The organism is Ruegeria faecimaris (genome assembly GCF_900182615.1).
GTDB lineage: Bacteria > Pseudomonadota > Alphaproteobacteria > Rhodobacterales > Rhodobacteraceae > Ruegeria > Ruegeria faecimaris.
Genome location: NZ_FXTE01000001.1, coordinates 68,764 through 92,279, shown reverse-complemented (window position 1 = coordinate 92,279; position 23,516 = coordinate 68,764). Strand labels below are relative to the sequence as shown.

At 54.0% G+C, this 23,516-nt stretch carries 22 protein-coding genes, 1 tRNA gene and 1 riboswitch; of the genes, 13 read left to right on the top strand and 10 right to left on the bottom strand.

Annotated elements, in window-relative coordinates; all coding sequences use genetic code 11:
- Nucleotides 1–6: 6 nt before the first annotated feature.
- Genes FN806_RS00450 through FN806_RS00435 form a run of 4 tightly spaced genes read right to left on the bottom strand, consistent with a single transcriptional unit; the run spans nt 7 to nt 3,746 of the window.
- A complete protein-coding gene (locus FN806_RS00450) occupies nt 7–1,041 on the bottom strand; it encodes a TRAP transporter substrate-binding protein (RefSeq protein ID WP_142632938.1) in 1,035 nt (344 codons plus the stop codon).
- Between the two features lie 52 nt (nt 1,042–1,093).
- Entirely contained in the window at nt 1,094–2,413 is a 1,320-nt protein-coding gene (locus tag FN806_RS00445) for a TRAP transporter large permease (RefSeq protein WP_142632936.1), read from the bottom strand.
- Entirely contained in the window at nt 2,410–2,982 is a 573-nt protein-coding gene (locus FN806_RS00440) for a TRAP transporter small permease subunit (RefSeq protein ID WP_185956598.1), read from the bottom strand. Before FN806_RS00440 ends, FN806_RS00445 begins: the two co-directional genes overlap by 4 nt.
- An 8-nt stretch (nt 2,983–2,990) precedes the next feature.
- Nucleotides 2,991–3,746: an N-formylglutamate amidohydrolase gene (locus FN806_RS00435; RefSeq protein WP_246097117.1), complete on the bottom strand. Its 756-nt coding sequence runs from the start codon at nt 3,744–3,746 to the stop codon at nt 2,991–2,993.
- Between the two features lie 162 nt (nt 3,747–3,908).
- Here FN806_RS00435 and FN806_RS00430 point away from each other — a divergent pair, with 162 nt between their 5' ends.
- Nucleotides 3,909–4,772 (top strand): MurR/RpiR family transcriptional regulator, encoded by an 864-nt coding sequence (locus tag FN806_RS00430; RefSeq protein WP_246097116.1) that lies wholly within the window; start codon nt 3,909–3,911, stop codon nt 4,770–4,772.
- Between the two features lie 838 nt (nt 4,773–5,610).
- Here the strand turns inward: FN806_RS00430 and FN806_RS00420 are convergent.
- Entirely contained in the window at nt 5,611–6,285 is a 675-nt protein-coding gene (locus FN806_RS00420) for a TIGR04283 family arsenosugar biosynthesis glycosyltransferase (protein WP_142632928.1), read from the bottom strand.
- A 73-nt stretch (nt 6,286–6,358) separates the two neighbouring features.
- Between FN806_RS00420 and ygfZ the strand changes: the two genes are divergently transcribed.
- Both ygfZ and FN806_RS00410 read left to right on the top strand, forming a co-directional pair.
- On the top strand, nt 6,359–7,096 hold the full coding sequence (ygfZ, locus tag FN806_RS00415) for a CAF17-like 4Fe-4S cluster assembly/insertion protein YgfZ (RefSeq protein WP_142632926.1): 738 nt from the start codon (nt 6,359–6,361) through the stop codon (nt 7,094–7,096).
- A gap of 106 nt (nt 7,097–7,202) precedes the next feature.
- The gene (locus FN806_RS00410; RefSeq protein WP_142632924.1) at nt 7,203–8,141 is read left to right on the top strand and encodes an ABC transporter transmembrane domain-containing protein; all 939 of its coding nucleotides are present in this window, start codon (nt 7,203–7,205) and stop codon (nt 8,139–8,141) included.
- A 62-nt stretch (nt 8,142–8,203) separates the two neighbouring features.
- On the opposite strand, the gene efp is transcribed toward FN806_RS00410, so the two are convergent.
- Nucleotides 8,204–8,767 carry an elongation factor P gene (gene efp, locus FN806_RS00405; protein WP_142632922.1) on the bottom strand — a complete coding sequence of 188 codons (564 nt, stop codon included), beginning with the start codon at nt 8,765–8,767 and terminating at the stop codon, nt 8,204–8,206.
- A 218-nt stretch (nt 8,768–8,985) separates the two neighbouring features.
- Here efp and FN806_RS00400 point away from each other — a divergent pair, with 218 nt between their 5' ends.
- Both FN806_RS00400 and FN806_RS00395 read left to right on the top strand, forming a co-directional pair.
- Nucleotides 8,986–9,306, top strand: a complete 321-nt coding sequence (locus FN806_RS00400; RefSeq protein WP_108785849.1) for a DUF6280 family protein — start codon at nt 8,986–8,988, stop codon at nt 9,304–9,306.
- A gap of 204 nt (nt 9,307–9,510) precedes the next feature.
- The gene (locus FN806_RS00395) at nt 9,511–10,968 is read left to right on the top strand and encodes a cobyric acid synthase (RefSeq protein ID WP_142632920.1); all 1,458 of its coding nucleotides are present in this window, start codon (nt 9,511–9,513) and stop codon (nt 10,966–10,968) included.
- 3 nt (nt 10,969–10,971) lie between these two features.
- On the opposite strand, the gene FN806_RS00390 is transcribed toward FN806_RS00395, so the two are convergent.
- The 3 genes from FN806_RS00390 to FN806_RS00380 form a co-directional block, all read right to left on the bottom strand.
- A complete protein-coding gene (locus tag FN806_RS00390; RefSeq protein WP_142632918.1) occupies nt 10,972–11,688 on the bottom strand; it encodes a hypothetical protein in 717 nt (238 codons plus the stop codon).
- A 75-nt stretch (nt 11,689–11,763) separates the two neighbouring features.
- Nucleotides 11,764–13,182, bottom strand: a complete 1,419-nt coding sequence (locus FN806_RS00385) for a TolC family outer membrane protein (protein WP_142632916.1) — start codon at nt 13,180–13,182, stop codon at nt 11,764–11,766.
- Nucleotides 13,183–13,277: 95 nt separating this feature from the next.
- Complete coding sequence (locus FN806_RS00380; protein WP_142635071.1) at nt 13,278–13,931, bottom strand: protein-L-isoaspartate O-methyltransferase family protein; 654 nt, start codon at nt 13,929–13,931, stop codon at nt 13,278–13,280.
- A gap of 228 nt (nt 13,932–14,159) precedes the next feature.
- Between FN806_RS00380 and FN806_RS00375 the strand changes: the two genes are divergently transcribed.
- From FN806_RS00375 to FN806_RS00355, 5 genes are all read left to right on the top strand, one after another.
- Nucleotides 14,160–14,233 (top strand) — tRNA-Cys (locus FN806_RS00375).
- Nucleotides 14,234–14,300: 67 nt separating this feature from the next.
- A complete protein-coding gene (locus FN806_RS00370) occupies nt 14,301–15,896 on the top strand; it encodes a site-specific integrase (RefSeq protein ID WP_142632914.1) in 1,596 nt (531 codons plus the stop codon).
- A 460-nt stretch (nt 15,897–16,356) separates the two neighbouring features.
- Nucleotides 16,357–17,298 (top strand): ABC-three component system protein, encoded by a 942-nt coding sequence (locus FN806_RS00365; RefSeq protein WP_142632912.1) that lies wholly within the window; start codon nt 16,357–16,359, stop codon nt 17,296–17,298.
- Entirely contained in the window at nt 17,264–17,521 is a 258-nt protein-coding gene (locus tag FN806_RS20820; RefSeq protein WP_142632910.1) for an ABC-three component system middle component 6, read from the top strand. Before FN806_RS00365 ends, FN806_RS20820 begins: the two co-directional genes overlap by 35 nt.
- Nucleotides 17,518–19,221, top strand: a complete 1,704-nt coding sequence (locus FN806_RS00355; protein ID WP_142632908.1) for a DUF2326 domain-containing protein — start codon at nt 17,518–17,520, stop codon at nt 19,219–19,221. Before FN806_RS20820 ends, FN806_RS00355 begins: the two co-directional genes overlap by 4 nt.
- A gap of 62 nt (nt 19,222–19,283) precedes the next feature.
- Here the strand turns inward: FN806_RS00355 and FN806_RS00350 are convergent, their stop codons facing one another.
- Nucleotides 19,284–20,630, bottom strand: a complete 1,347-nt coding sequence (locus tag FN806_RS00350) for a hypothetical protein (RefSeq protein ID WP_142632906.1) — start codon at nt 20,628–20,630, stop codon at nt 19,284–19,286.
- 295 nt (nt 20,631–20,925) lie between these two features.
- Here FN806_RS00350 and FN806_RS00345 point away from each other — a divergent pair, with 295 nt between their 5' ends.
- The 3 genes from FN806_RS00345 (at nt 20,926) to cobW (ending at nt 23,516) form a co-directional block, all read left to right on the top strand.
- Entirely contained in the window at nt 20,926–21,267 is a 342-nt protein-coding gene (locus tag FN806_RS00345; RefSeq protein WP_142632904.1) for a hypothetical protein, read from the top strand.
- A 515-nt stretch (nt 21,268–21,782) separates the two neighbouring features.
- A riboswitch (cobalamin riboswitch) is annotated at nt 21,783–21,989 on the top strand.
- Nucleotides 21,990–22,083: 94 nt separating this feature from the next.
- Nucleotides 22,084–22,458, top strand: coding sequence for a DUF1636 family protein (locus FN806_RS00340; protein WP_142632902.1), 375 nt, complete (start codon nt 22,084–22,086; stop codon nt 22,456–22,458).
- Nucleotides 22,459–22,460: 2 nt separating this feature from the next.
- The gene (cobW, locus tag FN806_RS00335) at nt 22,461–23,516 is read left to right on the top strand and encodes a cobalamin biosynthesis protein CobW (RefSeq protein WP_142632900.1); all 1,056 of its coding nucleotides are present in this window, start codon (nt 22,461–22,463) and stop codon (nt 23,514–23,516) included.

Below are 23,516 nucleotides of genomic sequence, written 5' to 3'. Positions count from 1 at the left end.
TGCTTATTATCCGTAACGATAAGGCCGTCCGGCCTTGAGCATGTCGGCGTTGTATTGCTTGAATATCTCAACAACCCTCGCCTTGATCTCAGATTCTGCCGCAATCTCATCCCAGAATGCGATTGCCGCGCCTTCGACCTGTGCCCATTCCTCATCCGGGATCGTGGTCAGCTGCATCTTGTCGCCATTGACCCGCAAGCTGGCCTCGCCGCCCCAGTACCACCACTGGCGGTAGTAATGCGACTGATCACAGCAAACACGGAACAGGGTTTGCAGATCTTCCGGCAACTCGTTCCAGCGATCCATGTTGGCAAAGAAAGACCCGGCCCAGGCGCCTGAGATGTTGTTGGTCAGGAAGTAGTTGGTCACATCCGCCCAGCCGACAGTGTAATCCTCGGTGATGCCCGACCATGCGATGCCGTCCAACTCGCCGGTCTGTACGGCGACCTCGATATCTTCCCATGGCAGTGTAACTGGTACCACACCGAACTGGCTGAGGAAGCGACCCGCTGTAGGGAAAGTGAAGACACGTTTGCCTTGCAGGTCCGCCAGGCTGTTGATTGGATCCTTGGTGGCGAAATGGCACGGGTCCCAGGCGCCCGCCGAGATGTGCTTGACCCCGACTTTCGAGTATTCTTCGTCCCAGATTTCGTTCAGACCGTACTGATTGAACAGAACCGGTACATCCAGGGAATAGCGCGAGGCAAACGGGAAATAGCCGCCGAACACTGTGACATCGGTGGGCGACGCCATCGAGTCATCATCGGACTGTACCGCATCAATGGTACCTTTCTGCATGGCACGGAACAGTTCGCCTGTCGGAACAAGCTGGTCAGCATAGAACAGCTCGATCTGCATCCGGTCACCGGCAATCTTGTTGAACATCTCGATTGCCGGGTCGATCACATGCGCCGCCAGCGCAGGACCGGCATAGGTCTGCATGCGCCACGTGATCGTGCTTTGAGCCAGCGCCGGTGCGGCCAGAGGTGCGGCTGCGACCCCTACCCCGGCGGTTTTCAGAAACTTACGTCTTGTCGTCATGTCAATTTCCTCTCTGTTGAAGTTCTTCGTGCCTCTTCGAAAGGCATTCTTGTTAATTTCCATAGACATAGCCGGGCAGCCAAAGAGCCAGTTCCGGGAAGATCATGATAATCGTAAGCGCCAGAACCATCACGGCGACGAACGGAAAGATCGAGCCATAGATATCCCTCAGCGTGATTTCTGGCGGTGCCATCGCGCGCATCAGAAATAGGTTATAGCCGAAAGGCGGTGTCATATAGGCGATCTGTGTGGTGATCGTGTACAGAACCCCGTACCAAATCAAGTCAAAGCCCAGCGCACCAACCAGCGGTACATAAAGCGGTGCCACAATCACCAGCATCGCGGTGTCGTCCAGAAACGTGCCCATGACAATAAAGCTGAGCTGCATCAAGATCAGGATCATCCAGGGTGACAGGCCCAACTGGTCGGTGAACAAGTTGTCGATTGCCTTCACCGCACCAAGCCCGTCGAAAACCGCGCCAAAACCAAGTGCTGCAAGGATGATCCACATGAACATGCACGATATCGCCAGCGTATGCTTGGTACAGGTTTCAAAAATCGCCCAGGTCATTCGACGTTTGGCCACCGAAACCACCAATGCCGCCAGCGCTCCGATGGCCGAACTTTCAACCAGTGACGTCCACCCGTTCACGAATGGGACCATCATCGACGCAAAGATTATCAGCGGCAGCGCTCCAGCGGCGAGCAAACGGATCTTCTCGGCCCGCGGGACCTCATGCGCGTCTTTCATCGCTGGGCCGAGCTCGGGCTGAATGCGGCAGCGGATCCAGATGTAAAGGATGAACATACCAGCCATCATCAGGCCGGGCACGATCCCCGCCAGCCATAACTGTCCCACAGGTTGACGGGCGATCATCGCATACAGCACCAGAACCACCGAAGGCGGTACAAGGATACCCAGACTGGACCCGGCCTGAATGACACCGGTCACCATGGTTTTGTCGTACCCGCGTCTCAACAGTTCAGGCAAAGCAATCGTGGCTCCAATGGCCATCCCGGCCACGCTGAGGCCATTCATGGCAGAAACCAAGACCATCAAACCAATCGTCCCGATGGCAAGCCCGCCATTCACCGGCCCCATCCAGACATGGAACATGCGATACAGGTCATCCGCCAGCCTGCTTTCGCTGAGCACATAGCCCATGAAAATGAACATTGGCAGGGTCAGCAGCGGATACCACTTCATCAGCTTCATCGCGGCTGAAAACGTGATGTCCTGCCCTCCGGTTCCCCACAATGAAAGCGCCGCGATCGTCGCAACCGCACCGATCGCACCAAAAACGCGCTGACCGGTGAACAGCATCAGCATCATCAACGCGAACATGAAGATGGCGATATATTCCTGGCTCATGCCCGCTGTACCCCGATTTCCTGCCCGTTGATCCGCGCAATGTCTTTGAAAAATTCCGAGACTGCCTGCAGCAACATCAGGAAGAAGCCGAAAACCATGATGGATTTGACCGGCCAGATATACGGTCGCCACGCAGTCGACGAACGTTCAAGCCGACCGATCTCTTCACTGCCGGTCAGCAGTCCGGTGAAGTAGGAAACGGGTTCGTCGCCCCAATAACCAAGGCTATACGCCGTCGATCCCAACCCGCCATAGAAAAGCACACCCAGATAGAGGATCAGCAAAAGCACGGTAAATGCATCGAACCACGCTTTTCGTTGGGGGCTCCAGTTGTGATAAAACAGGTCCATGCGCACATTCGACCCTAGCTGGATCGAATATGGCCCACCCATGATGTAATAGGTCACCATCGCAAACTGTGCCATTTCAAGTGTCCAGAGCGACGGTAGGAAGAAGGTCTTTGATATCGAAGACCACAGCAGGATGCCCATCATGACAAACAGGCCCCACATCATGACCCGCCCGATCCGATAGTTGATCGCATCCACGATACGGACATATGCGCTCATCGCTTTGATCACGCTGACGCCCCTTCTTGAAAACCGGACAGAACACGCGCAATCCAGGGCACCAGGCAATCGGCCATCTCTGCCTGCTGCTTAGGCGTGCGGATCAAGTCATTGCGGATCTCGATCATCACGTTCAGCAAGCGGTGAGGCAGCGCCTGGGTATCCAGGGTATGAGCTACTCCATCCGCCGCAGAATAAGGCTCATTCAGCCTGATGATAAAGGGGCTGCCGATAGCTTCGTCAGCCATCATCGCTGTGGCAAACTGGTTGTCCACACCGTGCAGAATACCCAGTTCGACCTGCCGTTTCTGCCCCAGATAGATCGGCGTGAAACTGTGGATTGTCACCATCAGCCTAAGTGAAGCGCTGTGCTGATCGATCAAATCCGACAGAGCGGCGCAAAACGGCTGATACACGTTTTCGATTCTGGCCACTCGCTGCTCGGGCGACATGTTGATGTTCGCCGGGATTTCGTAATCCTCGCTGCGGATCGGCATTGCACCCGCCGCCTCGGGCGGGCGATTGCAGTCATAGACCAGCCGAGACACCCCGCCATGGACCAAAGGTGCTGACATGCGCTTGGCCATAGCCTGCGCCACGGCCAGTGCGCCTGGATCCCAGGCAATATGACTTTCGCGTGCTTCAGCGCTTAACCCCATATCACCCAGAAAAGCCGGGATACGATTAGACGCATGTTCGCACACCAGTACGACCACAGGCGCATTGCCCGCCAAATCCGTATGAACAACTTTGCCGAAGTCCAATCTACCGTCCTGCGATTCCAAAATGAGACATTGTGGAAAAATTTCCACAGACCACATCATCCTGTCAATATTTTTTCTGTATAAATTTTTCCAAGCTTGATCTTGCTGAAAAATTATTCACATTATGTTCTGGTCGCATAATAGGAGGACACGCCAGTGCGGGTGACAGACAGGCTTCTGGCCCATCGGGACAAGATGACCCCGTCTGAACGGCAACTGGTCAGCGTTCTGCTGGATGATTACCCGATGGCCGGGCTGGGCAGTATCACCGAATTGGCCAGTACCGCCTCAGTCTCGACCACTACGGTTGCACGGATGCTGCAAAAGACCGGTTTTGACGGATATCCTCAATTTCAGGCCGCGCTGCGTGGTGAGGTCAAAGAAATGATCTCGGGGCCAGTAGCCAAACGTGATGTCTGGCAGAATGACCTGCCCGAAGAACATATCCTCAACCGCTATTCCCAGCGTTCTCTGGCCAACCAGAAGCGCACAATCGACGAGATCGACCCCGACGAATTCGATAGCTTCTGCAGCCTGTTGAGCGATCAGAACCGGCGTATTTTCATCACCGGTGGCCGCATTACCGGAACACTGGCGCAATACCTGTATCTGCACCTGCAAATGATCCGACCGGATGTCCGCCTGTTGCCGGTCGCCGCATCCTGGACCCATGATCTGTTGGACGTGCGTCAAGGGGATGTGCTGATCGCGCTGGATGTCCGGCGCTATGAGAATGCGAGCCTGCTGATTGGTCAGCTCTGCCACGAGCGCGGGGCCGAAATCGTGCTGTTGACCGATCAGTGGCGCTCGCCAATCCACCGGCTGGCCAAACACACATTCGCGGCGCGCATCTCGGTGCCTTCTGCCTGGGATTCGATGGCTGCGATACTGACCCTGATGGAATGCGCCATAGCCGAAGTTCAGGAACGGCTTTGGGATTCGGTCAAAGATCGCACGGTCGAACTGGAACAGGCCTTTGATCGCACCAAGCTGTTTAGGAAATTCGGCCAAAGTTCGGGCTCATAGCTTCGGATTGTTCCAAAACTACAACTGCCCGTGAGGAGTGTTGCCACTTGACCGGCGGTTGGTCACTTTGTTTCCATGACATTTATTACCGAAAACCAGCTGCCGCTGCTGATTCTGTTTTTTCTGATCGGCACAGTTGGCACAGCATTCCTGTTTCGTAAACCAGCCGGGCATCGCGCATGGAAACTGGCTGATCTGGTCTGGGTGGTTCTGGGCGGGGTCGGCGCATTGGTTGCGGTGATGGCCGGGCTTTATACAGCGGACAGTTCCCGTCTGGACCGGCAGATTGACGTTGCCTATGCCGCAACGCTTGCCTTTGACCGCGACGCCGCGCGGTTTCGTTTGCGGTTCTGCGACCCGGCCTATGACAAGGATATCGGAGCGCTGTGCGAAAAAGTTGAGTTCCTTTCAGCCTCAACCGCAAGCAACGCTGACCTGCCCTTGTTTATTGCCGTAACAAACGAAGTCGCCCCTCTGAGGGGGCTACAATTCCTGTTTGGACGGCAGGCCCAGGAAGAGCGCGATGACATGCGCGCGATGACATCGAAAGTGCACTCATTCGACGTCGACCAGTTTCTGGTGTTCACAACGCTGGATGACCCGACACAGGAAGCTATCGACAATCTGCGCAGGAAAGTTCCCGCAATCGCAGGCGACTATTTGATCTTGGCCCAAAGTTACGATGACCTTGTCACTCAGGTCGGCAAGCTTAAGGATGAATGGGAGTATTTGCGAGAAAACGGGCATATTCTGGTGCTTCAGATCATTGCACTGTGCCTTGTCAGTTTCGCCGCCCCGTTCCGGCTGGGCAAATCCATTGTCGAACTCAGAACGACGCTTACTGCCGGTACGCCCGCGCCAACCGCTCGGGATCAGCGCCCAGAAGATAGCGGGTCAGAGTCCACAGATTCCGACCACCTCGACGCAACCACCCCGCCCGTTCATACCGGTCCGCGCTCGTAAAGGCGCGGGCGGACAACAGCGTGATGCGGCGCAACTTTTTGGCAAGCGCCACGTCTTCCATCAAGGGCTGGTCCGGGAAACCGCCTGCATCTTGATATTCAGAACGCCGGACTAGCAAGCCCTGGTCACCATAGGGCAACCCAAAGATCCGGCTACGAAGATTGGCCCATCCGGCAACCCAGGATGGCGCAAAGCCCGCGGCCACAAAGGCCAGTCTGAACGCCGCAGGTCGCCCGGAGGGCAGATGATCCCGCACAACATTGCTCCACCCGTCCTGCAAAACCGTATCCGCATGAAGTACCAACAGCCAATCGGCTTTGGCGGCTGCACAGCCACGGCGCAGCTGCCCCCCGCGCGAGGCTTCTCCGGTCACGATCCTGGCCCCGGCATTCTCGGCGAATTCATGGGTTTTGTCGGTAGAGCCTGCATCCGACACAATCAATTCGTGGATCAACCCTGCGCGCAGCCCCTCCATCAGCGCCCCAAGTGTCGCAGGCAAGGTTTCGGCCGCGTTCAGGGTTGGAATTACAATACTGATCGGTGCCGGCACGTCGGATATCCTCTGGTCTTATGAGCGACTTCTCATATATCACGAGCACCATGGAAAAGACGAGGACTCTGCCATGCCCAATCGCCGCATTCTGCGCCTAACCGGTGCCGACGTTGACAGCTTCTTGCAGGGGCTGGTGACCAATGACATTGCCGGGCTTGATCGGGGTCTGGTCTATACGGCGCTGCTGACCCCACAAGGCAAGTATCTGGCCGATTTCTTTCTGAAACGCGAGGGCGACGATATCTTGCTGGACGTCGCCGAGGTTATTGCCGACGGGTTGATCAAACGTCTGAGCATGTACAAGCTGCGCGCCGACCTGACGATCGAAGCCAGCGGCCTGAATCTGCAACGCGGCACTGGCCTGGCACCCGATGGGGCCCTGCCCGATCCGCGCCATTCAGATATGGGCTGGCGCGCATATACCGAAGATGCCGAAAGCGAGGACGGAACCGATTGGAACGCGATCCGCGTGCTCCATTGCATTCCCGAAACCGGAATCGAACTGACCGAAGACAGTTATATTCTGGAATCAGGGTTCGAGTTGCTGAACGGCGTTGATTTCAAAAAAGGGTGTTATGTCGGTCAGGAAGTGACCGCGCGCATGAAACACAAGACCGAGCTGCGTAAAGGGCTGCGCACGGTACTTGTCGCAGGCACCACGCCTGTCGGAACCGAAATAACTGCTGACGGGAAATCCGTGGGGCGCCTGTTTACCCAAGCGGATGGCCAGGGGATCGCATATCTCAGGCTCGACAGGGCCAAGAGCGATATGCAGGCGGGCGACGCGACCGTGCGCCTGACGGAATGAAATTTCTCGAATACAGCCTGGCCATGGCCCCGCCAGCCCCGGAACCATTTGATCCGCCCAGCACAGGCTGCCAAACTAGGTTTGGTTCAGTGATCCGGGTGAGTTGATGTTTCGTCTGTATAAAGCAATTTGGCGTGCCAGTTCCGCCCGGCAGATCATCCTTATCATCCTGTCTATTGCGGTTGCCGCTCTGGCAGCGGTCCCGCTGGAGTTTCAGCGCGATATCATCAACCACCTGACCTCGGACGATGTATCTGTGGACCGGATGATCCTGCTTGGTGCGGGCATGATGGTGGTTATCTTGCTGAGCCTGGGGCTGAAATGGCTGCTCGGCTATCGGGCGGGAACACTGGGCGAGGATATGATCCGCCTGATCCGGCAAAGGCTGCTGGTCCGGTCCGCCGATCTGGATGAAACCGGCGAGACCATGCGCAAGGGGACCATGACTACCGCCATTTCTGCCGAAGCAGAAGAGCTGGGTAAATTCGCAGGCGGTGCCTTTTCCGACCCGGTGGTCCAAATCGGCACTCTGATCAGCGTGATTGGCTATATCTCGTCTACACAGCCGGGGCTGGGTTTGATCGCTTTTTCGATGGTCGCGCCGCAGATCATCATCGTTCTGGTTTCGCAACGCAAAGTGAACGTCTTTGTCGCCGAACGCGTTCGTATCCTGCGCCGTGCCACCGACAGTTTGACAGCAGAAAAGATTGACGCGGCCGCGCACGAGATCGAAGCGGAATTCGACAAAATCTACGAAACTCGCCGAAAGATGTTCATCTGGAAGCTCTCGGCCAAATTTCTTCTAAGCGTGATCAACGGCGCCGGGACGGTTGGGGTTCTGATGCTGGGTGGCTGGCTTGTCCTTCAGGGCAGAACCGATGTCGGCACAGTTGTTGCCGCCACCAGTGGGCTCAGCCGTATTCAAGGCCCCACGGCCTTTCTGATCGCCTATTATCGCCAGGTCAGCGCAAATCGGATCAAATTCGAACTGATGCTCGAACTATTTGGCCCGAACCCCGAGAAATACCGGCGCGTCAAAGAGTGAAAACAAAAGAACCGCGCAGCGCAGGCTGTCGCGGTTCTCGGTGTCTTGAAGCAGAAGTGCAGTTAGGCGCGTTCCGAATAGTCCATGGTTTCAGTATTCACCACGATCATTTCATCTTGGCCCACAAACGGTGGCACCATGACTTTTACACCATTGTCCAGGACGGCCGGTTTGAACGAGTTCGCAGCAGTCTGACCTTTGACCACAGGCTCGGTCTCGACGATCTTGCACGTCACTTTCTGTGGCAGTTTGGCGTTCAGTGCCTCACTTTCATAAAATTCTACGACGATAGTCATGCCGTCCTGCAGAAACGGGCGGCGATCACCCAACAGATCAGCGGACAGTTCGATCTGCTCATAGGTCTCGGAATCCATGAACACCAACATGCCGTCGGATTCGTATAGAAACTGCTGGTCTTTCTGTTCCAGGCGAACACGCTCGACCTTGTCAGCTGAGCGGAAACGTTCGTTCAGTTTGGAACCATTGCGCAGATTGCGCAGCTCGACCTGTGCAAAAGCCCCGCCTTTACCGGGCTTTACATGATCAACTTTGACAGCGGCCCATAGCCCATCGTTATGCTCAAGCACATTGCCGGGGCGAATTTCGTTCCCATTTATCTTGGGCATTACATAAATCCTTCACAAACGGTTGATGCGTCAGTCGCGCACCCTATATCTGGCGTGGCCGCACCTGACAAGACAACGACACCTTGTGCTGCAGCCGCAGCAAGCTATGCGCGTGACGCAACGCAACTATGCACATTAGGTGTATCCGAATCGCACTTAATAGGTCATAAGAACCGTCACGCCGAAAATGCAAGAGCAAGAACAACAAGGAAGACGAGATGAGAGATTTCGTTGACGGCACCGCCTTTAACAATGAGCAAGGCAACCGTGCTCGTAAACTTTTCGCAGCTGTCGTTTTGGCTGCGCTGGATGATGCTATTGCCGACGACAAAAAGTATGGCAATGGCCCAGAACAGATCGCCCGCTGGGCACGCTCGCGCGATGGGCGCGAAGTGCTGTCTTGCGCGGGTATCGACCCAAATGAACGGGTTGTCAGCGGATTGATGGATTTCGTTGGTCGCGGTGTGCGTACTTCGGTCGCTCTTTCGCGCGAAGAAAGCGAGCGCCGCAACGCCGCCCAACAGGCCGAAGCCGCCTGATCACAGACACGAGTCTGTTTGAAAAAACGCGCCTCCTATTGATGGAGGCGTGTTTTTTTGTTGCATAGACCCCGAATATGAATTCCGGTGCGAAACTGCGCCCTCACCCGATGACTGAAAAATGATGACAATGCCACGTCATCCGGGGCTTTCCCTTCACCGTTAAATCAGGTCATCTGCGCGTTAGCTTACAGGAGACTCGGCATGGTTCGCGCCATCATGATTCAGGGCACAGGCAGCAATGTTGGAAAATCGGTTCTAGTGGCCGGATTGGCACGCGCCTATACGCGCCGAGGCCTACGGGTTGCCCCGTTCAAACCGCAGAACATGTCGAATAACGCCGCAGTAACCGAAAATGGTGGCGAGATCGGGCGCGCGCAAGCCCTACAGGCGTTGGCGGCACGACGCGCCACACATACGGATATGAACCCGATCCTTTTGAAGCCTGAAACAGATACAGGCGCGCAGATCATCATTCAGGGCAAACGCGCCGGAACGATGCAGGCTGGCGATTACCGCAAGGATAAATCCAAGCTGATGACAGCCGCGCGCCAGAGTTTTGACCGGCTCTGCACCGACGCTGATCTGGTGTTGGTTGAAGGGGCCGGAAGCCCGGCCGAGACCAACCTGCGTCAGAGTGATATTGCCAATATGGGCTTCGCCTGCGCCGCGGGTGTTCCGGTCGTACTTGTCGGCGATATTCACCGAGGTGGGGTAATTGCTCAGATCGTCGGGACTCAGGCCGTGCTGGATGCTGGCGATCTGGCAATGATCCGAGGCTTTGCCATCAATCGCTTTAAGGGCGATGTATCCCTATTCGACGAAGGTCGCGATGACATCGCCGCTCGAACAGGCTGGGCCTGTATCGGTGTTGTGCCCTGGTTCGACGATGCATGGAAACTGCCAGCCGAAGATATGATGGACATCCGGTCCCACAGTGGCGGTTCCTGCAAGGTTGCAGTACCTCAGTTGGAACGGATGGCCAATTTTGATGATCTTGATCCGCTATCGGCAGAACCCGGCATCACGGTCGAGATCGTGCCCGCTGGCCGCGCGCTGCCCGGCGATGCGGATTTGGTCCTGCTTCCCGGAAGCAAATCAACCATTGGCGATTTGGCTTATTTTCGTGCGCAGGGCTGGGATATCGACCTTTATGCCCATGTGCGACGTGGCGGTCACGTGTTGGGATTATGCGGTGGCTACCAAATGCTAGGTAACACCATTGCTGATCCCGATGGTGTGGACGGGCGGCCAGGTACAGTCGATGGATTGGGGCTGTTGGATGTGGATACCGTTATGGTCGGCGAGAAAAAGGTGACCCTGCGGACTGCACGCGCCCTGCCGGGGCACCAACCGCTAACCGGATATGAGATCCATATGGGCCGCACCGAAGGCAACGATTGCACCCGCGCTTGGCTGGAGGTCGAGGGCCGCCCGGAGGGCGCAGCCGATCGGACTGGCCGGATACGCGGAAGCTACCTACACGGTATATTCTCATCCGATCAATTTCGGGCCGACTACCTACAGCTTTTGGGAGTCTCTTCCACCCTGCACTATGAGGACGGTGTCGAAGATACGCTTGATCGTCTGGCCGACCATCTGGAACGACATATGGATCTGGACCGCTTGCTGGAACTGGCTGAAACGCCGATTAAAGGCTGACTTTTACTCGGCTTTTTGCTCGGCCAACGCACGGTAGATTTCGCGGCGAACCATTTTTCGAACGTTCCGCGTAATGCGTTCACCCAGTACGCCCTGCAGTTCTTCACGAACAACCTGCGCAATCAAAGAGCGCAAGCCATCGTCATCAAGCCGGGACATGGCAGCATCTGCTTCTGAACCTGTTGTATCCGCGGCAGCCGATACCTCTGGGTCCCGTACAAACACTGCCTTTTCAACAGTCTCAGTCTCTGCATCTGGGGCTTCGTCTTGGGGTTGCCATTCCAACGGTTGATTTGGCGTTCCTGAATAGGCATCTACGCTGTCACCGTCGGGCTCCCACTGATCTTCGGTCCTGGCGATCGCGGCTTCCAGCGCCTCAATTTTGGCACTTAGACTTTTGGCTATGCCCTCTTCTGCAACTGGATCAGGTGAATGCTCTGTAGCCGACTCCGCTTCATCACCCGCAACAACATCGCAGGCGCGCAAAAGCATCGGTTTCACCGATTTTTCAGCGCTGTACTCAGCATCCAGCTTTAAAGGCTGCGTCTCGACACCTGTTTGCTCGCCAACCCTGAGCGCATCAGTCAGAACAAGCCGCCCTGGCTTTCGCTCTGACTTGGAACGCACCAGATCGGGAACTTTTCGACCTTCTTCGCTGACCAGCCGCTTGACCGATGACAGTACGTCTTCGATCCCGGAGTTCACGACATTGTCTGTCATTGTTTTCTACCGCTCTAACCTCAGGTCCGAGTGTAGCCAAACAATGCAGACCTCACAACAGGCAGTATTGGGTGTTTAGTCCCGACGCAGTGCTTTCAGGACCCGATCCAGATCTTTGCTCTGCTTGCTGACCTGCGCGGGGGCTTTCTTCACCAGATTATAGTAAAGGGTCGGATCGTAAATCTGAACCGCCAGGCCCAGACGCTCGGCCGTGAGCAAACCTTGGGCCTGCAGCAACTGATAAGCCGCCAGAGATCGCTCGGTTCTGGAAGCAATTTCGGCAAGCTGCGCGTCCAGCAAATCCTGCTGAGCAGCCAGCACGTCTAGAGTGGTCCGCGCACCCAAAGTTGCCTCTTCGCGGATACCATCAAACGCAACTTCCGAGGCGCGTACACGTTCCGAAGAGGCCCTCAGGCTTGCGCTTGCAGTTTGAAACCGAACATAGGCATCAGACACGCCCTGCGTAATGTTCTTTTGCACATTCAGCAGATTGGCACGTGACCCATCCCGCGAGGCCATTGCGCGGCGCACGCTTGCCGCGAGTCGACCACCCGCATAGATCGGCTGGCTGAAGTTCAGCGAGATACTCGCATCATTCACATAATCGTCGTCATCATAGCTCTCGGTGACGCCCGCATCAGCGTTCAGGCTGACATTCGGACCCAGGCCCGCGCGCTGCTGCTGCACGACCAGATCAAGGGCGCGCACCTGATGCTGGGCGGACAGAATGGATGGGTGATTGCGTTGGGCCAGGCTGACAGCCTCGGCCTCGGAGCGGGGCAAGTTTGGCAGGCTGGGCTGACCAGCAGTACGGCCCGGCAGTTTGCCAACTGCGTTCACATATTCCGCCTGAGCAGTGCTCAGATCGCCGCGCGCATTCGCCAGATCGGCCTGCGAGCTTGCAAGCTGAGCCTGAGACAATGCGACGTCTGTGCGGGTAACTTCCCCAACTTCGAAACGATCCTGCGAGGCGCGAAGCTCTTCTGCGGACAGTTCAACGTTGTTTTGACGAATCGATACAGTCTCTTCCTGCAGCAGAACACTCAGGTAAGCGGTCGCCGCGCGGAACAGGACCTGCTGTTCGATATCGATCAGCGCCTGCCGGGTCGACAGCACCGTTTCCTGCGCTGATTGCTTGCCTAGAATCGAGGCTCCGCCATCATACAACAGCTGGCTCAGCGTCAGGCCCGAGAAGAAGTTCGAAGGATCAACACTGTTCGTAACACCACTGTTTCTGCTGCGCGTATAGTCTTGGCTAACCGCGACGGTCCAGTTGATAATAGGGCGCAAAGCCGATAGCGCGATCGCCACATCCTCATCCGCAGCCCGCAGCAACGCCCGGTTCTGTTCCAGCAAACCACTAGTATTATATGCTCCGATGAACGCGTCGGTCAGGTTGTCGGCCCAAACCGCCCGTCCAGGCAACGTGCCCAAAGCAATACCTGCAGTCACTGCCAGAGTCCTGACCAGCTTTCCTCCTGCTGCAAAACGCATGGCGAAATCCTCTCAAATCAAAATAACGCAGCCCTCAGGCCAGTTTGCGTCTTTGTGTTGAACTAATCAAGGCAGCAGATATATCTGCCCGCCGACTATAGCGAAAATGCACTCTCGGCCGAGAAAGCCTTCAGAACTGGTGCACTTGCGTTGAATGCCTGGCGCCAGGTAACGCGATCGCCTGATTTGTGGCCTATACGGACGGTCCCAAGATCACCTTCCATGAACAGGCAGGCGATACGCCCATGATCCTTAAGCTGGTCAATCAATGCAGACGGAACCTCTTCTACACCGCCCTGGATCATGACCACGTCATAAGGCCCATGCTCGGCAGCGCCCTCATCCAGCGGCCCCACGTGAACAACCACATTATCCGCGTCAGCCTCCATCAGCAGCGTTTGCGCTTCGGCAGCTAGCGCTTCATCCGCTTCCACCGCTACGACCAACTGCGCCATACGGGCTGCAACAGCCGTCGAATATCCCAGCGCCGGAGCAATATCCAGAACAACCTCATCATTGGTAATGTTCAGCACATCCAGCATCTTGGCCAGTGTTCTCGGTTCCAGAATGCAGCGTCCAGCCTCAAGTTCTATCAAACCCTCGACATAGGCGGCTTCGCGTTGCGCGTCTGGCACAAAATTCTCGCGCTTGACGGACAGCATGGCATCAATGATCGGGAACTTGGTAACGTCCGAAGGCCGGACCTGCGTATCGACCATGGTGCGGCGGCGGGCTGCGAAATCTGTCATTGGATCGCTCATTCATTTCCCAAGGTTGCTGGGCTTGTGCCACATCCCGGGCAAACCAGCAACGGCCCGCAAGCGGAAACTTTCGTCTGTCGTGAAGATTTTAGAGTGATCCGATTGGGTGATCCAATTTTCAGTTCGTCAAATTTAGACCGAACCCACTGGACGCCCCGGATTAAAGCTGCTAAAACGCCTGTCACACCACGGCAAGTATTTGATATTACTTGAAAAGGCGAGTTGGCGGAGTGGTGACGCAGCGGATTGCAAATCCGTGTACACCGGTTCGATTCCGGTACTCGCCTCCATTTTATTCTAAATCATTGACTTAGCCCTGTGGTGCTCGGGTGTGACACAAAGTGGGACACACCTACAATGAAATTGTCATCCTATCTAACCCTCTCAAGACATGGCGTTTATTACTTCCGCTGGCCTATCCCTCCCTCTACAAAGGGAAAGCGGCGAACAATTCGGATTTCACTCAAAACACGCTGCCCAGATCGAGCAGGCACACTGGCTCGCTATCTCGCGTCTTATGGGCAGCTAATAAGGGACAGCGGGACATTGGCCGGACTTAGGCAGGATGAAATAAGGACGAAGGTCCAATCTTTCTTCAAAGCACAACTGGATCAGTACCTTGCATGGCTGGATCGCCGTGGACTATCTCAGAACGCTCTACTACACGCCCGGGAAGAACTGGCAGACCATGAAAGTTTCATGGAAATCAATAGTGCCTTCCCTTTGTGGCTTCCAATTGATCGCTTCAAGAGCAAGATGAGCGTGTCAGACGCGGACTGGGATGCCAGTATGCCTAGGATCGCAACTGAGTTGAGGAAAGGCCGCAGGGACCTACTACAGCGCGTCTTAGAAGCCGCAGAGCGCCTTGAGCGCTATTCCTTCGACGACGCACATGCCATCGTTGGCACTACTCCAACTCCGACGCTGCCTACGTCCGCTGCTTTGGGAGCTGCGGTTGATGACTTCATCGCTGAACACTCGCGACAGTGGGCTGAAAAAACAATCGGCCAGAACCGTGCGTACCTGAACATACTTATCGAATACTTCGGGCCAGACCGGTTACTGAGCACGATTACGAAGCAGGATGCCAACGAAGTCAAAAAGGTTCTTCAAGCCCTACCATCTAGTCGGAACACCAAGCCCGCACTAAAAAACATGCCTTTGATGGAAGTCATCAAGCTGCCGGGTCAGAAGAAGATCGCCCCCAAAACGATCAATAGCCACATACAAATGTTCAAAGGTTTTTTTGATTGGGCTGAACGACACGGATACTCACCACATAGCCTCTTCGACGGCATGAAAGTGGCAAAGGCCAAAAACAGCGTCACCGAACGCAAGCCCTTCAAGCCCGACCACGCCCGCTTGATTTACAAAGAACTAACAGAAAACCCGTCTGAGCTGGTGCGCAAGGAATGCCACAAGTGGGGTATGCTACTAGGAATGTTCACAGGTGCGCGCCTGAACGAGATATGCCAACTGGAGGTCGATGACGTTCAACAAGAAGGTGGCGTATGGTATCTAAACATTACAGATGAGGGCGAGGACCAGCGGATTAAATCTGATGCCGGAAGACGCAAAGTACCCGTACATGCCGAATTGATACGCTTAGGTTTCTTGAGCTTTGTAGAGAGCAGACGGTCAGGGACACGCCTATTCCCTGAATACAGCTACAACGCAAACGGGGGTTATGGCCGCAACCTAGGACGCTGGTGCAACGAGAGTTTCTTAAAAAAGCTGCGCATTAAAGAGCCGGGCTTGGTTTTCCACAGCTTCCGGCACACAGTCGTGACACGACTGAGCCAAGCCGGAGTAGCTGAGCCCATTGTCCAGTGTATTGTCGGTCACGCTCGATCTGGTGTAACTCAAGAAGTCTATTTAAGAGAAGGTTACACGCTACCTCAACTCAAAGAGGCAATAGACAAATTTGGAACAAACAGCTTCTCCGTACAGTGAAGATGTCCAACACCTTAAGTGCCGCGTGTACGACCGCCACAGCGTGGCAGCGCATTGACGTACCTTTTCCCACAGTGCGGACCTATGAGATATTCAATCGGAGTTCCCACATCTATCTTCTTTGAAATTCCTTAAGTGATACTACTCACACTTAGCATCAACAGAACCGCAAGCATGGGGTGTACCATAAAATCGAATGATCTCGTTTTCTCGATCATAATTCACGAGTTTTAGAACGTAGGGCTCTTTAGTCGTGTCTAACATTTAACGGCGCAATCTGTTTAAGTTTGATATTACTTGTCTGATGGACTTGAGGCCGAAAATTCACTGACAAATCGACAGAGCCTCTTGACGAGGGCTCTTCACCCTAAGAAGTTGTGAACAATGAAATTAGAACAGCTCTGGTGATACCTAGCCTCGCCTACCGCTGCCATATTCTTTTTGTGGAGTCGTCTAGATCATGAGCAGTTTATTTTGGTACAGGCTTCTTTTTCGCCTGCGCCTTCATGAGGCAGACAGCATGGCCTTCCAAAACTTGGTCAATGCAGTGTTTCAAGGTGGAGCTGATGATTTTCAGTCAATTGCTCCTTGGGGTAGTGCAGGCGATGGAGGAAATGACGGGTACGTACGGTCATCCGGGCATTATCTTCAAGTTTATGGACCAAAAGCTGGTTCCAATTGGTCGCCAGCCGTAGCAGCGAAGAAATCGGAAGATGACTTCCAAAAGCTATTGAATAAATGGAATGGTCTGAATCGATACAGTTTTGTTCTAAATGATCGTTTCCAAGGTGTTCCCGGTCCAGTAGAAATATCGCTTCAGAATATTCAAAAATTGTATGGTGTTGATGCGGACTCGATTGCCTGCGCTCAGTTAACGGACCGATTTACCGATTTGAAAGAGTTTGAGATGATGGAGATTGTCGGTGGAGTACCGGGCCATCAGCCTACTTTCATTGACAAGCGGAAAATCGGTGAACTCCTAGAACACTTGGCAAACAAGGTGTCGCCGAATGGGTTGAGTTCCAAGGGGTTGGCTCCGGACTTCGACGAAAAGATTGAATTCAATGGCCTGTCTGATGCAGTTGGTGCCCGATTGCGAGCTAACAGCTACCAAGATGCTGATGTTACTGGTTTCTTGAACGTCCGCGGTCAATGGTTAGCGGAAGGCATAGCTCAGGAACTGCGCGATCTGTATGCTGAAAGCAAATCCACTATAATCGATCTAGAAGATGCTGCTGACCTTCGCTATGTCTGGATGGTAGGAAAGGTAATACCCGAATCTGCTCACGCACACCCGCACTCGTTTAAGGCTTTCCATGGCGCAGCAGAGGTGATTCTAGCACACTTTTTTGAGGCTTGTGACGTCTATGACAAACCTGAGACTAGCAGTCGCACCGCATGATCATGTGAGGTTTTGCGACAGTGTCGTAGGACTCGCTGGGAAAATTCGCGACTTAATCACAGTACCCAAAACCATTGATGAGTTGCAGAGCTTCTTGAATCGTAGTGACAGTGGCTGGCCCGGGCAGGTGGATTTTGAGAAAATCACTCTCGCCGTCACACTTTTGTACGCCATCGGCGCTGCTGTTCCTGCAGAAAATGACCGTATTGTAGCTTCTCAATGATTCTTGTTTCCCTCACATGCGACAGGTCATCTTTCAAACCGCTATACTTCAACAGAGAAGGAATTTCTCTGATCGTGGGAGATGCGTCAAAAGATGATGCGAGCTCCAATGGTGTAGGAAAAACACTAACTCTGAAACTCGTGCACCATTGCCTAGGTGCTAACAAAGATAGGGTTTTAGAAAAAAGTGTACCTGACTGGGTCTTCTCTTTGGAGTTCGAGTTGCATGGAAAAGTACACACTATTTCTCGTCAAGGAGATGGCAGTGAAATCAAACTAAATGGTAGTAAAACTTCTCTGGCGAAAGTCCGCAGATGGCTTAATGAAATTGGACCATTTGATGTAGAAGATGGATCGGATGGGATATCCTTCCGATCGTTGTATGGACGGTTTGCGCGGCTCAATCGGGCAGATCGTGTCGACCCTGTCGTGCTTGCTCGCGAACAGGACTACCAAGCGCTAACTCGCACTCTCTATCTTCTCGGAACCGATGTCAGCTTGTCAGCTAAAAAAGTTGAATTGCGTTCACGGCAACTCGAGATTCAGGAAGTCAAAAAGCTACTGAAGTCACGGGACGAAAGGCTTCAGCAACTTCTTTTGGGAGGTGTACGACCTGAGACTCACCTCAAGAGACTTGAAAATGAGATAAATGGTCTCCGCACGAGCGTTGAAACAATGAACCTTGCGGACGATTATGAGAAAATAAAAGAAGAAGCAGACCGCCTGACTTTGGAACTACGCCAAAAAGAGTCAGAAATAGCGGTACTAGAATACCAAATTAGAGGAATCGAAGCTTCTCTACAGCAACGCCCCGACATTAGCAGTGCAGCGTTATCTTCATTTTATGAAGGGATGAGCGACGTATTCAAACCTGAAGCCTTGAAACATTTTGAAGATGTCGAGGCCTTCCATCACTCGCTTGCGAAAAAAAGGCAGGAGCGCCTAACCCGTGATCGAGAAGCACTCGTTTCAAAGAAAAATGTATCAGACATTCAGCGTTCAAAGCTTGCCAGCCAAAGGGATGAGAATCTGCGATATCTTTCAGGCAAGAAAGCTCTGGGAGACTACGAGGTGGTAGTGCGCCAGCTGGCATCGAAGGAACAGGACTCGAAGCGGCTTTCAGCGTTCATTCAAGGTGAAAGTGAACTGCAACATGAAACGATCGAAGTTCGCAAGGAGATGGCCGAGCAAGACGCTAGAGCCGAAGAATATCTAAAAACCCGCCCGATCGAGTGGGCAGATGAAGAGTTTCGCTCATTGGTGGGGGAGCTTTACCCACAAGAAGCGGCTGGAATAGTTTTGCTTAACAACACAAAGGAAAATAAGCTCCGTTACGACCTTTCGGTAGATGTGCAAGGCAAGGATTCCGACGGCATCAATGCCGCTCGGATTATGTGTTTTGATTGGTTAGTCTTTATGTACGGGTCACACCATACAATGGGCCACGTGTGGCATGACAACGGTCTTTTTGACCATATTGACCCGAGGCAGCGAGCTAAGTGGCTCAGCCTCACTATGGACGCTCTCCTAGGTACGGGAAAGCAGTACATTGTCTCACTCAATACCGAAAACTACACTTCGACATTGAAATTGCTTGGCGACAGCGAAAAAGAAACGGCAGAACAATCAGTAATTGTTAGACTATTTGGCGACGCGCCAGAGCACAAACTGCTGGGTATCCAAATAGGGGATGCTAGGTAGGAGTTCATCCATCTTATTCGCCCCGGTAATGGGGAGATACCAATGGAAAGGGAAGTCTGCACTCATTCTGTTGTTGGCAAGGAATCCTTCACTTCCACTTCGGGAACCTGACCATACTTGGCGTTGAATTGATCTTTCATAACTGAAACCAGTTCGTCTCGAAGATGTGCCTGTACAATAAAGGCATCATGAACAGGCAAAATCGGGTGTCCTTGCCTGACAAAGTGCAGCATTATCTTCTCTGCCAAATTACTCTCCTCTCGCTGCAGCTTAAGACCTGCATCTTGCCCAATCATCTGGTTAATCATTGGGTAGGCATCAAGAACGGTTTGACGAAATTCGGCTGCTGTCATGCAGTGCTTACTTGCATCGAACCCTCTGGGCTCTGCGATGTATCTGGTTTGCGCATTGAGAAACGCAGCGAGTGTGGATTTGGCGTGATCCCGAAGTTCGCTACTGGCGGCAACACCTTTGATCACTGAATAAGGGTCGGCAGGTATCGTGAACTTTGCCTTTGCTAACAATACGGCAGGATTAAAACCTCTGTAGTCGGCCTCTATTGTTGCTTCGCCGTTGATATTGATTATGCGCCTAACGTGCTTACGCACGCACTGCCACCATGCTCCATAGAACCTACCACCTTGGTCAAATGTGCCGTTGTTAAAGATGCGACGTAGGTGTTTTGCAGTTACTGAAATCGCAGTGTCTACATACTCTTCGCCTAGGTCTTCGTACCTCAATGGCCGTGATAAGGTGACATCGGCGTTCGCATTCACATTATTAATCAAGACCAACGCATTTCTCATAGCGATGGTCTGTTCGGTGTCGTGATATCTGATGGGCTGCTTTTCACTATCTCTTAGTATCAGCACTTCATCTGGTTCCACTATCTCGAAGGCCTTCATGGTCAACTGTTCGGTGTACAGTGCCGCTATCGCCTTTGGTGTCATTGCAAAGCGGGTGTGCTGCGCATTGTCCCCGTATTGGTACCCACCAGCGGTGATGCATATGAGGTCTGTCTTCAACAACCAATCAAGTGCCATGCGGAAACGATGAGTGGTCATAAATGCAGGTCTATACCTGCTCTCACGATCAAGGCGTTGCTTCTGTCTTCCTATGCCAACGGACATACCACGCCGCTTCACATGCGCTCTCAGTACATTGATGAGAACTATGCCTGAGCAGTCTCTGAACTCGCGTTGCTCTTGCGCATTGCGTTTGCGCGCATAGCTGGACTGCCACTCGGAACAAAGCCTCTGCAACGTGGCATCCAGCCTTACCTGTGTCCGCTCATCGTTAAGTCTCAAATACGGCTCGAAAGCCCACGACTGTGCTGCGCCTTGGTCGGGAATATCAGCCTCTTCAATTGCCTGCAGTATGTGTTTTAAGAACTGTTGGTTTTGGTTCATTAGAAAATTCCAATAAATTTTTGCGCAAGCCTATCTATTGTCGTTTTCGGATGCACTTTCCCCGTACCCCTTCACACTTTAGGCGGGTATTCTGTGTCTTCTTAGACCTACCAGTTTCGAGTAGCCAGCCCTGCTTTGAACACATTGATGCAATATTCAAAGTACGACTATGATACCTTTGACCTAAAGGGTAAGAGTACACGCATTAACTATCAAAACAGGCTGCACTATGAAGTACTTATCTAAGATCGCAGGAATTTGCTCACTCACTACGCTCGCAGCATGCGGGGGAACGATGCAGGGTGTTGTGCGTGGCGAGGGTACCCGTGTTCAATTCCAATATGAGCAGGGCATGGATCGCGACTACTATGAAACAACCATTGATGGTGAACACTTCAAAGGGCAGGCCGTTTACGCCAATGCAAGCAGCGGTACAGGTGTTGGCTTTGCCAATGGGACAACAGTCCCCGTCTTCACGTCAACAACCACGGGTAACCTCGTCGCAGTGATGTTTGGAGACAAGGGCTCAACTATGCGATGCGACATGAACTACGCAGACAGTTCTGGCTTTACGTCTATGGGCGGCGTGGGAGTATGTCAGCACAGCGATGGCCGCGTAATAGACGTTATGTGGTGAGGTTTACCGGATTGCCGGGAGTTAGGGTCGGCCATTGACAACAATCAGACCGACTTGCACCTTGTGTGACACAAAGTGAGACACACAAGCCAACCCTCACCCCGATAACCCCTGGCAAATCAATGGCTTAGAAAACTGGTAGCGGGTCCGGTACTCGCCTCCAATACTTTCAAACAGTTGCTTCGCATTCGGTTTTTTCGAGCCTGCGACACGCCGTCTCGCCACTGCAGTGCTCTGCTGAGTGAAGCTTGACACCGGATTGATCAGAAGGCGGTGAACTCACTGGCTCGGCCGGTAAATTTGACCGCTCTATCGATTCCACGCGATATGCCCTTTGAAGTAACGGGCCCGCGAATCCTTTCGTCTGGATATCTTCGAGGCGCAAAGCCCAAATTCGCCTGCTGTCATTTTGCATGTGTCTGACCAAACATGCCGCTGACAGGCATTGGCAGGTCGCTTTTCCTTTCTCGATGATTTCCGTGCGTCTGCCGCGCTTGACAAGCCCCCTGCCCGTGCCGCATGTCCCATCCGTTGGTGTCTGCATATGCAGATGAAAAGGGAATGCGTCAGCGGTCATCCGTCAAACGCAGCCGCCCCCGCGACCGTGACCGGAGAGGGTGCCCAAAGCCACTGGCCAGACAGGCCGGGAAGGCGGGACATCTGCCAGAGGCCAGCCTCTGACATCCGCAAGCCGGGAGACCTGCCAACATCCGAAGTTGAAACCGGACGGGGTGATCCGGTGTCGGGCCCATGTCGCAATACGTGGCCCGCATGAAACCCCGTCCCCCGCGAAGAGGATTTGGGGGGATGAGAGACATGACCGAGACCACACCTGTTGAACTGCTGGTGTGCACGACCTGCCGCCGCGGCCTGCCCGTCGAGAATGATGCAGATCGTCCTGGGGCGTTGCTGCACAAGGCGTTGGAGCAGGCAGAACTTCCTGATGGCGTCACTTTGAAGGCAGTAGAATGCCTTTCAAATTGCGATCAGGGCTGCTCGATTGTGCTGCGTGGCGGACCCAAACGTTGGACCTTTGTCTATGAGCATCTCGATGAAACCGATCATGTCGAGACCATTGTTGAAGGCGCGACCAAATATCTCGCGACCCAAGATGGCCTCGTTAAATGGCGCGAACGTCCTGAACATTTCCGCAAAAACTGTGCGGCCCGCATTCCCCCGATTGGAGCTTAGATATGAGCAATCTCGAAAAACTGCCCGTCACTGTGATCACCGGCTTTCTGGGCTCGGGAAAGACCACGCTGGTGCGTCATCTGATGCAGAACCCGCAGGGCAAGCGCCTGGCCATTGTGGTCAACGAGTTTGGAGATGTTGGCGTCGATGGCGATATCCTCAAATCCTGCGCGATCCCCGATTGCCCGGCGGAAAACATCATGGAATTGGCCAATGGATGCATCTGCTGCACCGTGGCAGATGATTTCATCCCGACCATCGAGGCGCTGATGGCGCTAGAGCCGCGCCCCGATCACATTCTGATCGAAACCTCTGGCTTGGCCCTGCCCAAGCCGCTGCTGAAAGCGTTCGACTGGCCGGATATCCGCTCGAAAATCACCGTGGATGGCGTAATTGCTCTGGCCGATGCCGAAGCTGTGGCCGCCGGTCGCTTTGCCCCGAATGTCGCTGCGGTGGATGCCCAGCGCCTGGCCGATGACTCGATTGATCACGAAACGCCGCTATCCGAGGTGTTCGAGGACCAGATCTCCTGCGCCGACATCATTCTGCTGACCAAGCCTGATCTTGCTGGCCCCGAGGGGGTCGCCAAGGCCAAGGAAATCATCGCGGCAGAGGCTCCGCGCCCGCTGCCCGTGGTCGAAGTGGCCGAAGGCGCTGTGGATGTACGTGTTGTGCTGGGGCTTGAGGCCGCTGCCGAAGATGACATGGAGGCACGTCCCAGCCATCACGATGGCCACCACGATCACGAGCATGATGATTTCGAAAGCATCATTGTCGAGCTGCCGGAACAGACCGATCCGGCCCAGCTGGTCGCCAATATCGAACGTCTGGCGAATGAACTGAACATCCTGCGGGTCAAAGGCTATGCCGCTGTTACCGGCAAACCCATGCGCCTTTTGGTGCAGGCCGTCGGGGCCCGTGTGCGTCATCAGTACGACCGCCCGTGGGAGCCAGGTGAAGAGCGTCGCTCGCGTCTGGTGGTCATCGCCGAGCATGACGACATCAAAGAGGCTGAAATCCGCGAAATCCTCGTGGGTGTAACCGAGGCCGCCGAGTAA

Coding starts and splice junctions, on each gene's coding strand:
- FN806_RS00450 (WP_142632938.1), bottom strand. CDS start 1,041: ATGACGACAAGACGTAAGTTTCTGAAAACCGCCGGGGTAGGGGTCGCA.
- FN806_RS00445 (WP_142632936.1), bottom strand. CDS start 2,413: ATGAGCCAGGAATATATCGCCATCTTCATGTTCGCGTTGATGATGCTG.
- FN806_RS00440 (WP_185956598.1), bottom strand. CDS start 2,982: ATGAGCGCATATGTCCGTATCGTGGATGCGATCAACTATCGGATCGGG.
- ygfZ (WP_142632926.1), top strand. CDS start 6,359: ATGCCCAATCGCCGCATTCTGCGCCTAACCGGTGCCGACGTTGACAGC.
- FN806_RS00410 (WP_142632924.1), top strand. CDS start 7,203: ATGTTTCGTCTGTATAAAGCAATTTGGCGTGCCAGTTCCGCCCGGCAG.
- efp (WP_142632922.1), bottom strand. CDS start 8,767: ATGCCCAAGATAAATGGGAACGAAATTCGCCCCGGCAATGTGCTTGAG.
- FN806_RS00400 (WP_108785849.1), top strand. CDS start 8,986: ATGAGAGATTTCGTTGACGGCACCGCCTTTAACAATGAGCAAGGCAAC.
- FN806_RS00395 (WP_142632920.1), top strand. CDS start 9,511: ATGGTTCGCGCCATCATGATTCAGGGCACAGGCAGCAATGTTGGAAAA.
- FN806_RS00390 (WP_142632918.1), bottom strand. CDS start 11,688: ATGACAGACAATGTCGTGAACTCCGGGATCGAAGACGTACTGTCATCG.
- FN806_RS00385 (WP_142632916.1), bottom strand. CDS start 13,182: ATGCGTTTTGCAGCAGGAGGAAAGCTGGTCAGGACTCTGGCAGTGACT.
- FN806_RS00380 (WP_142635071.1), bottom strand. CDS start 13,931: ATGACAGATTTCGCAGCCCGCCGCCGCACCATGGTCGATACGCAGGTC.
- FN806_RS00370 (WP_142632914.1), top strand. CDS start 14,301: ATGAAATTGTCATCCTATCTAACCCTCTCAAGACATGGCGTTTATTAC.
- FN806_RS00365 (WP_142632912.1), top strand. CDS start 16,357: ATGAGCAGTTTATTTTGGTACAGGCTTCTTTTTCGCCTGCGCCTTCAT.
- FN806_RS20820 (WP_142632910.1), top strand. CDS start 17,264: ATGACAAACCTGAGACTAGCAGTCGCACCGCATGATCATGTGAGGTTT.
- FN806_RS00355 (WP_142632908.1), top strand. CDS start 17,518: ATGATTCTTGTTTCCCTCACATGCGACAGGTCATCTTTCAAACCGCTA.
- FN806_RS00350 (WP_142632906.1), bottom strand. CDS start 20,630: ATGAACCAAAACCAACAGTTCTTAAAACACATACTGCAGGCAATTGAA.
- FN806_RS00345 (WP_142632904.1), top strand. CDS start 20,926: ATGCAGGGTGTTGTGCGTGGCGAGGGTACCCGTGTTCAATTCCAATAT.
- FN806_RS00340 (WP_142632902.1), top strand. CDS start 22,084: ATGACCGAGACCACACCTGTTGAACTGCTGGTGTGCACGACCTGCCGC.
- cobW (WP_142632900.1), top strand. CDS start 22,461: ATGAGCAATCTCGAAAAACTGCCCGTCACTGTGATCACCGGCTTTCTG.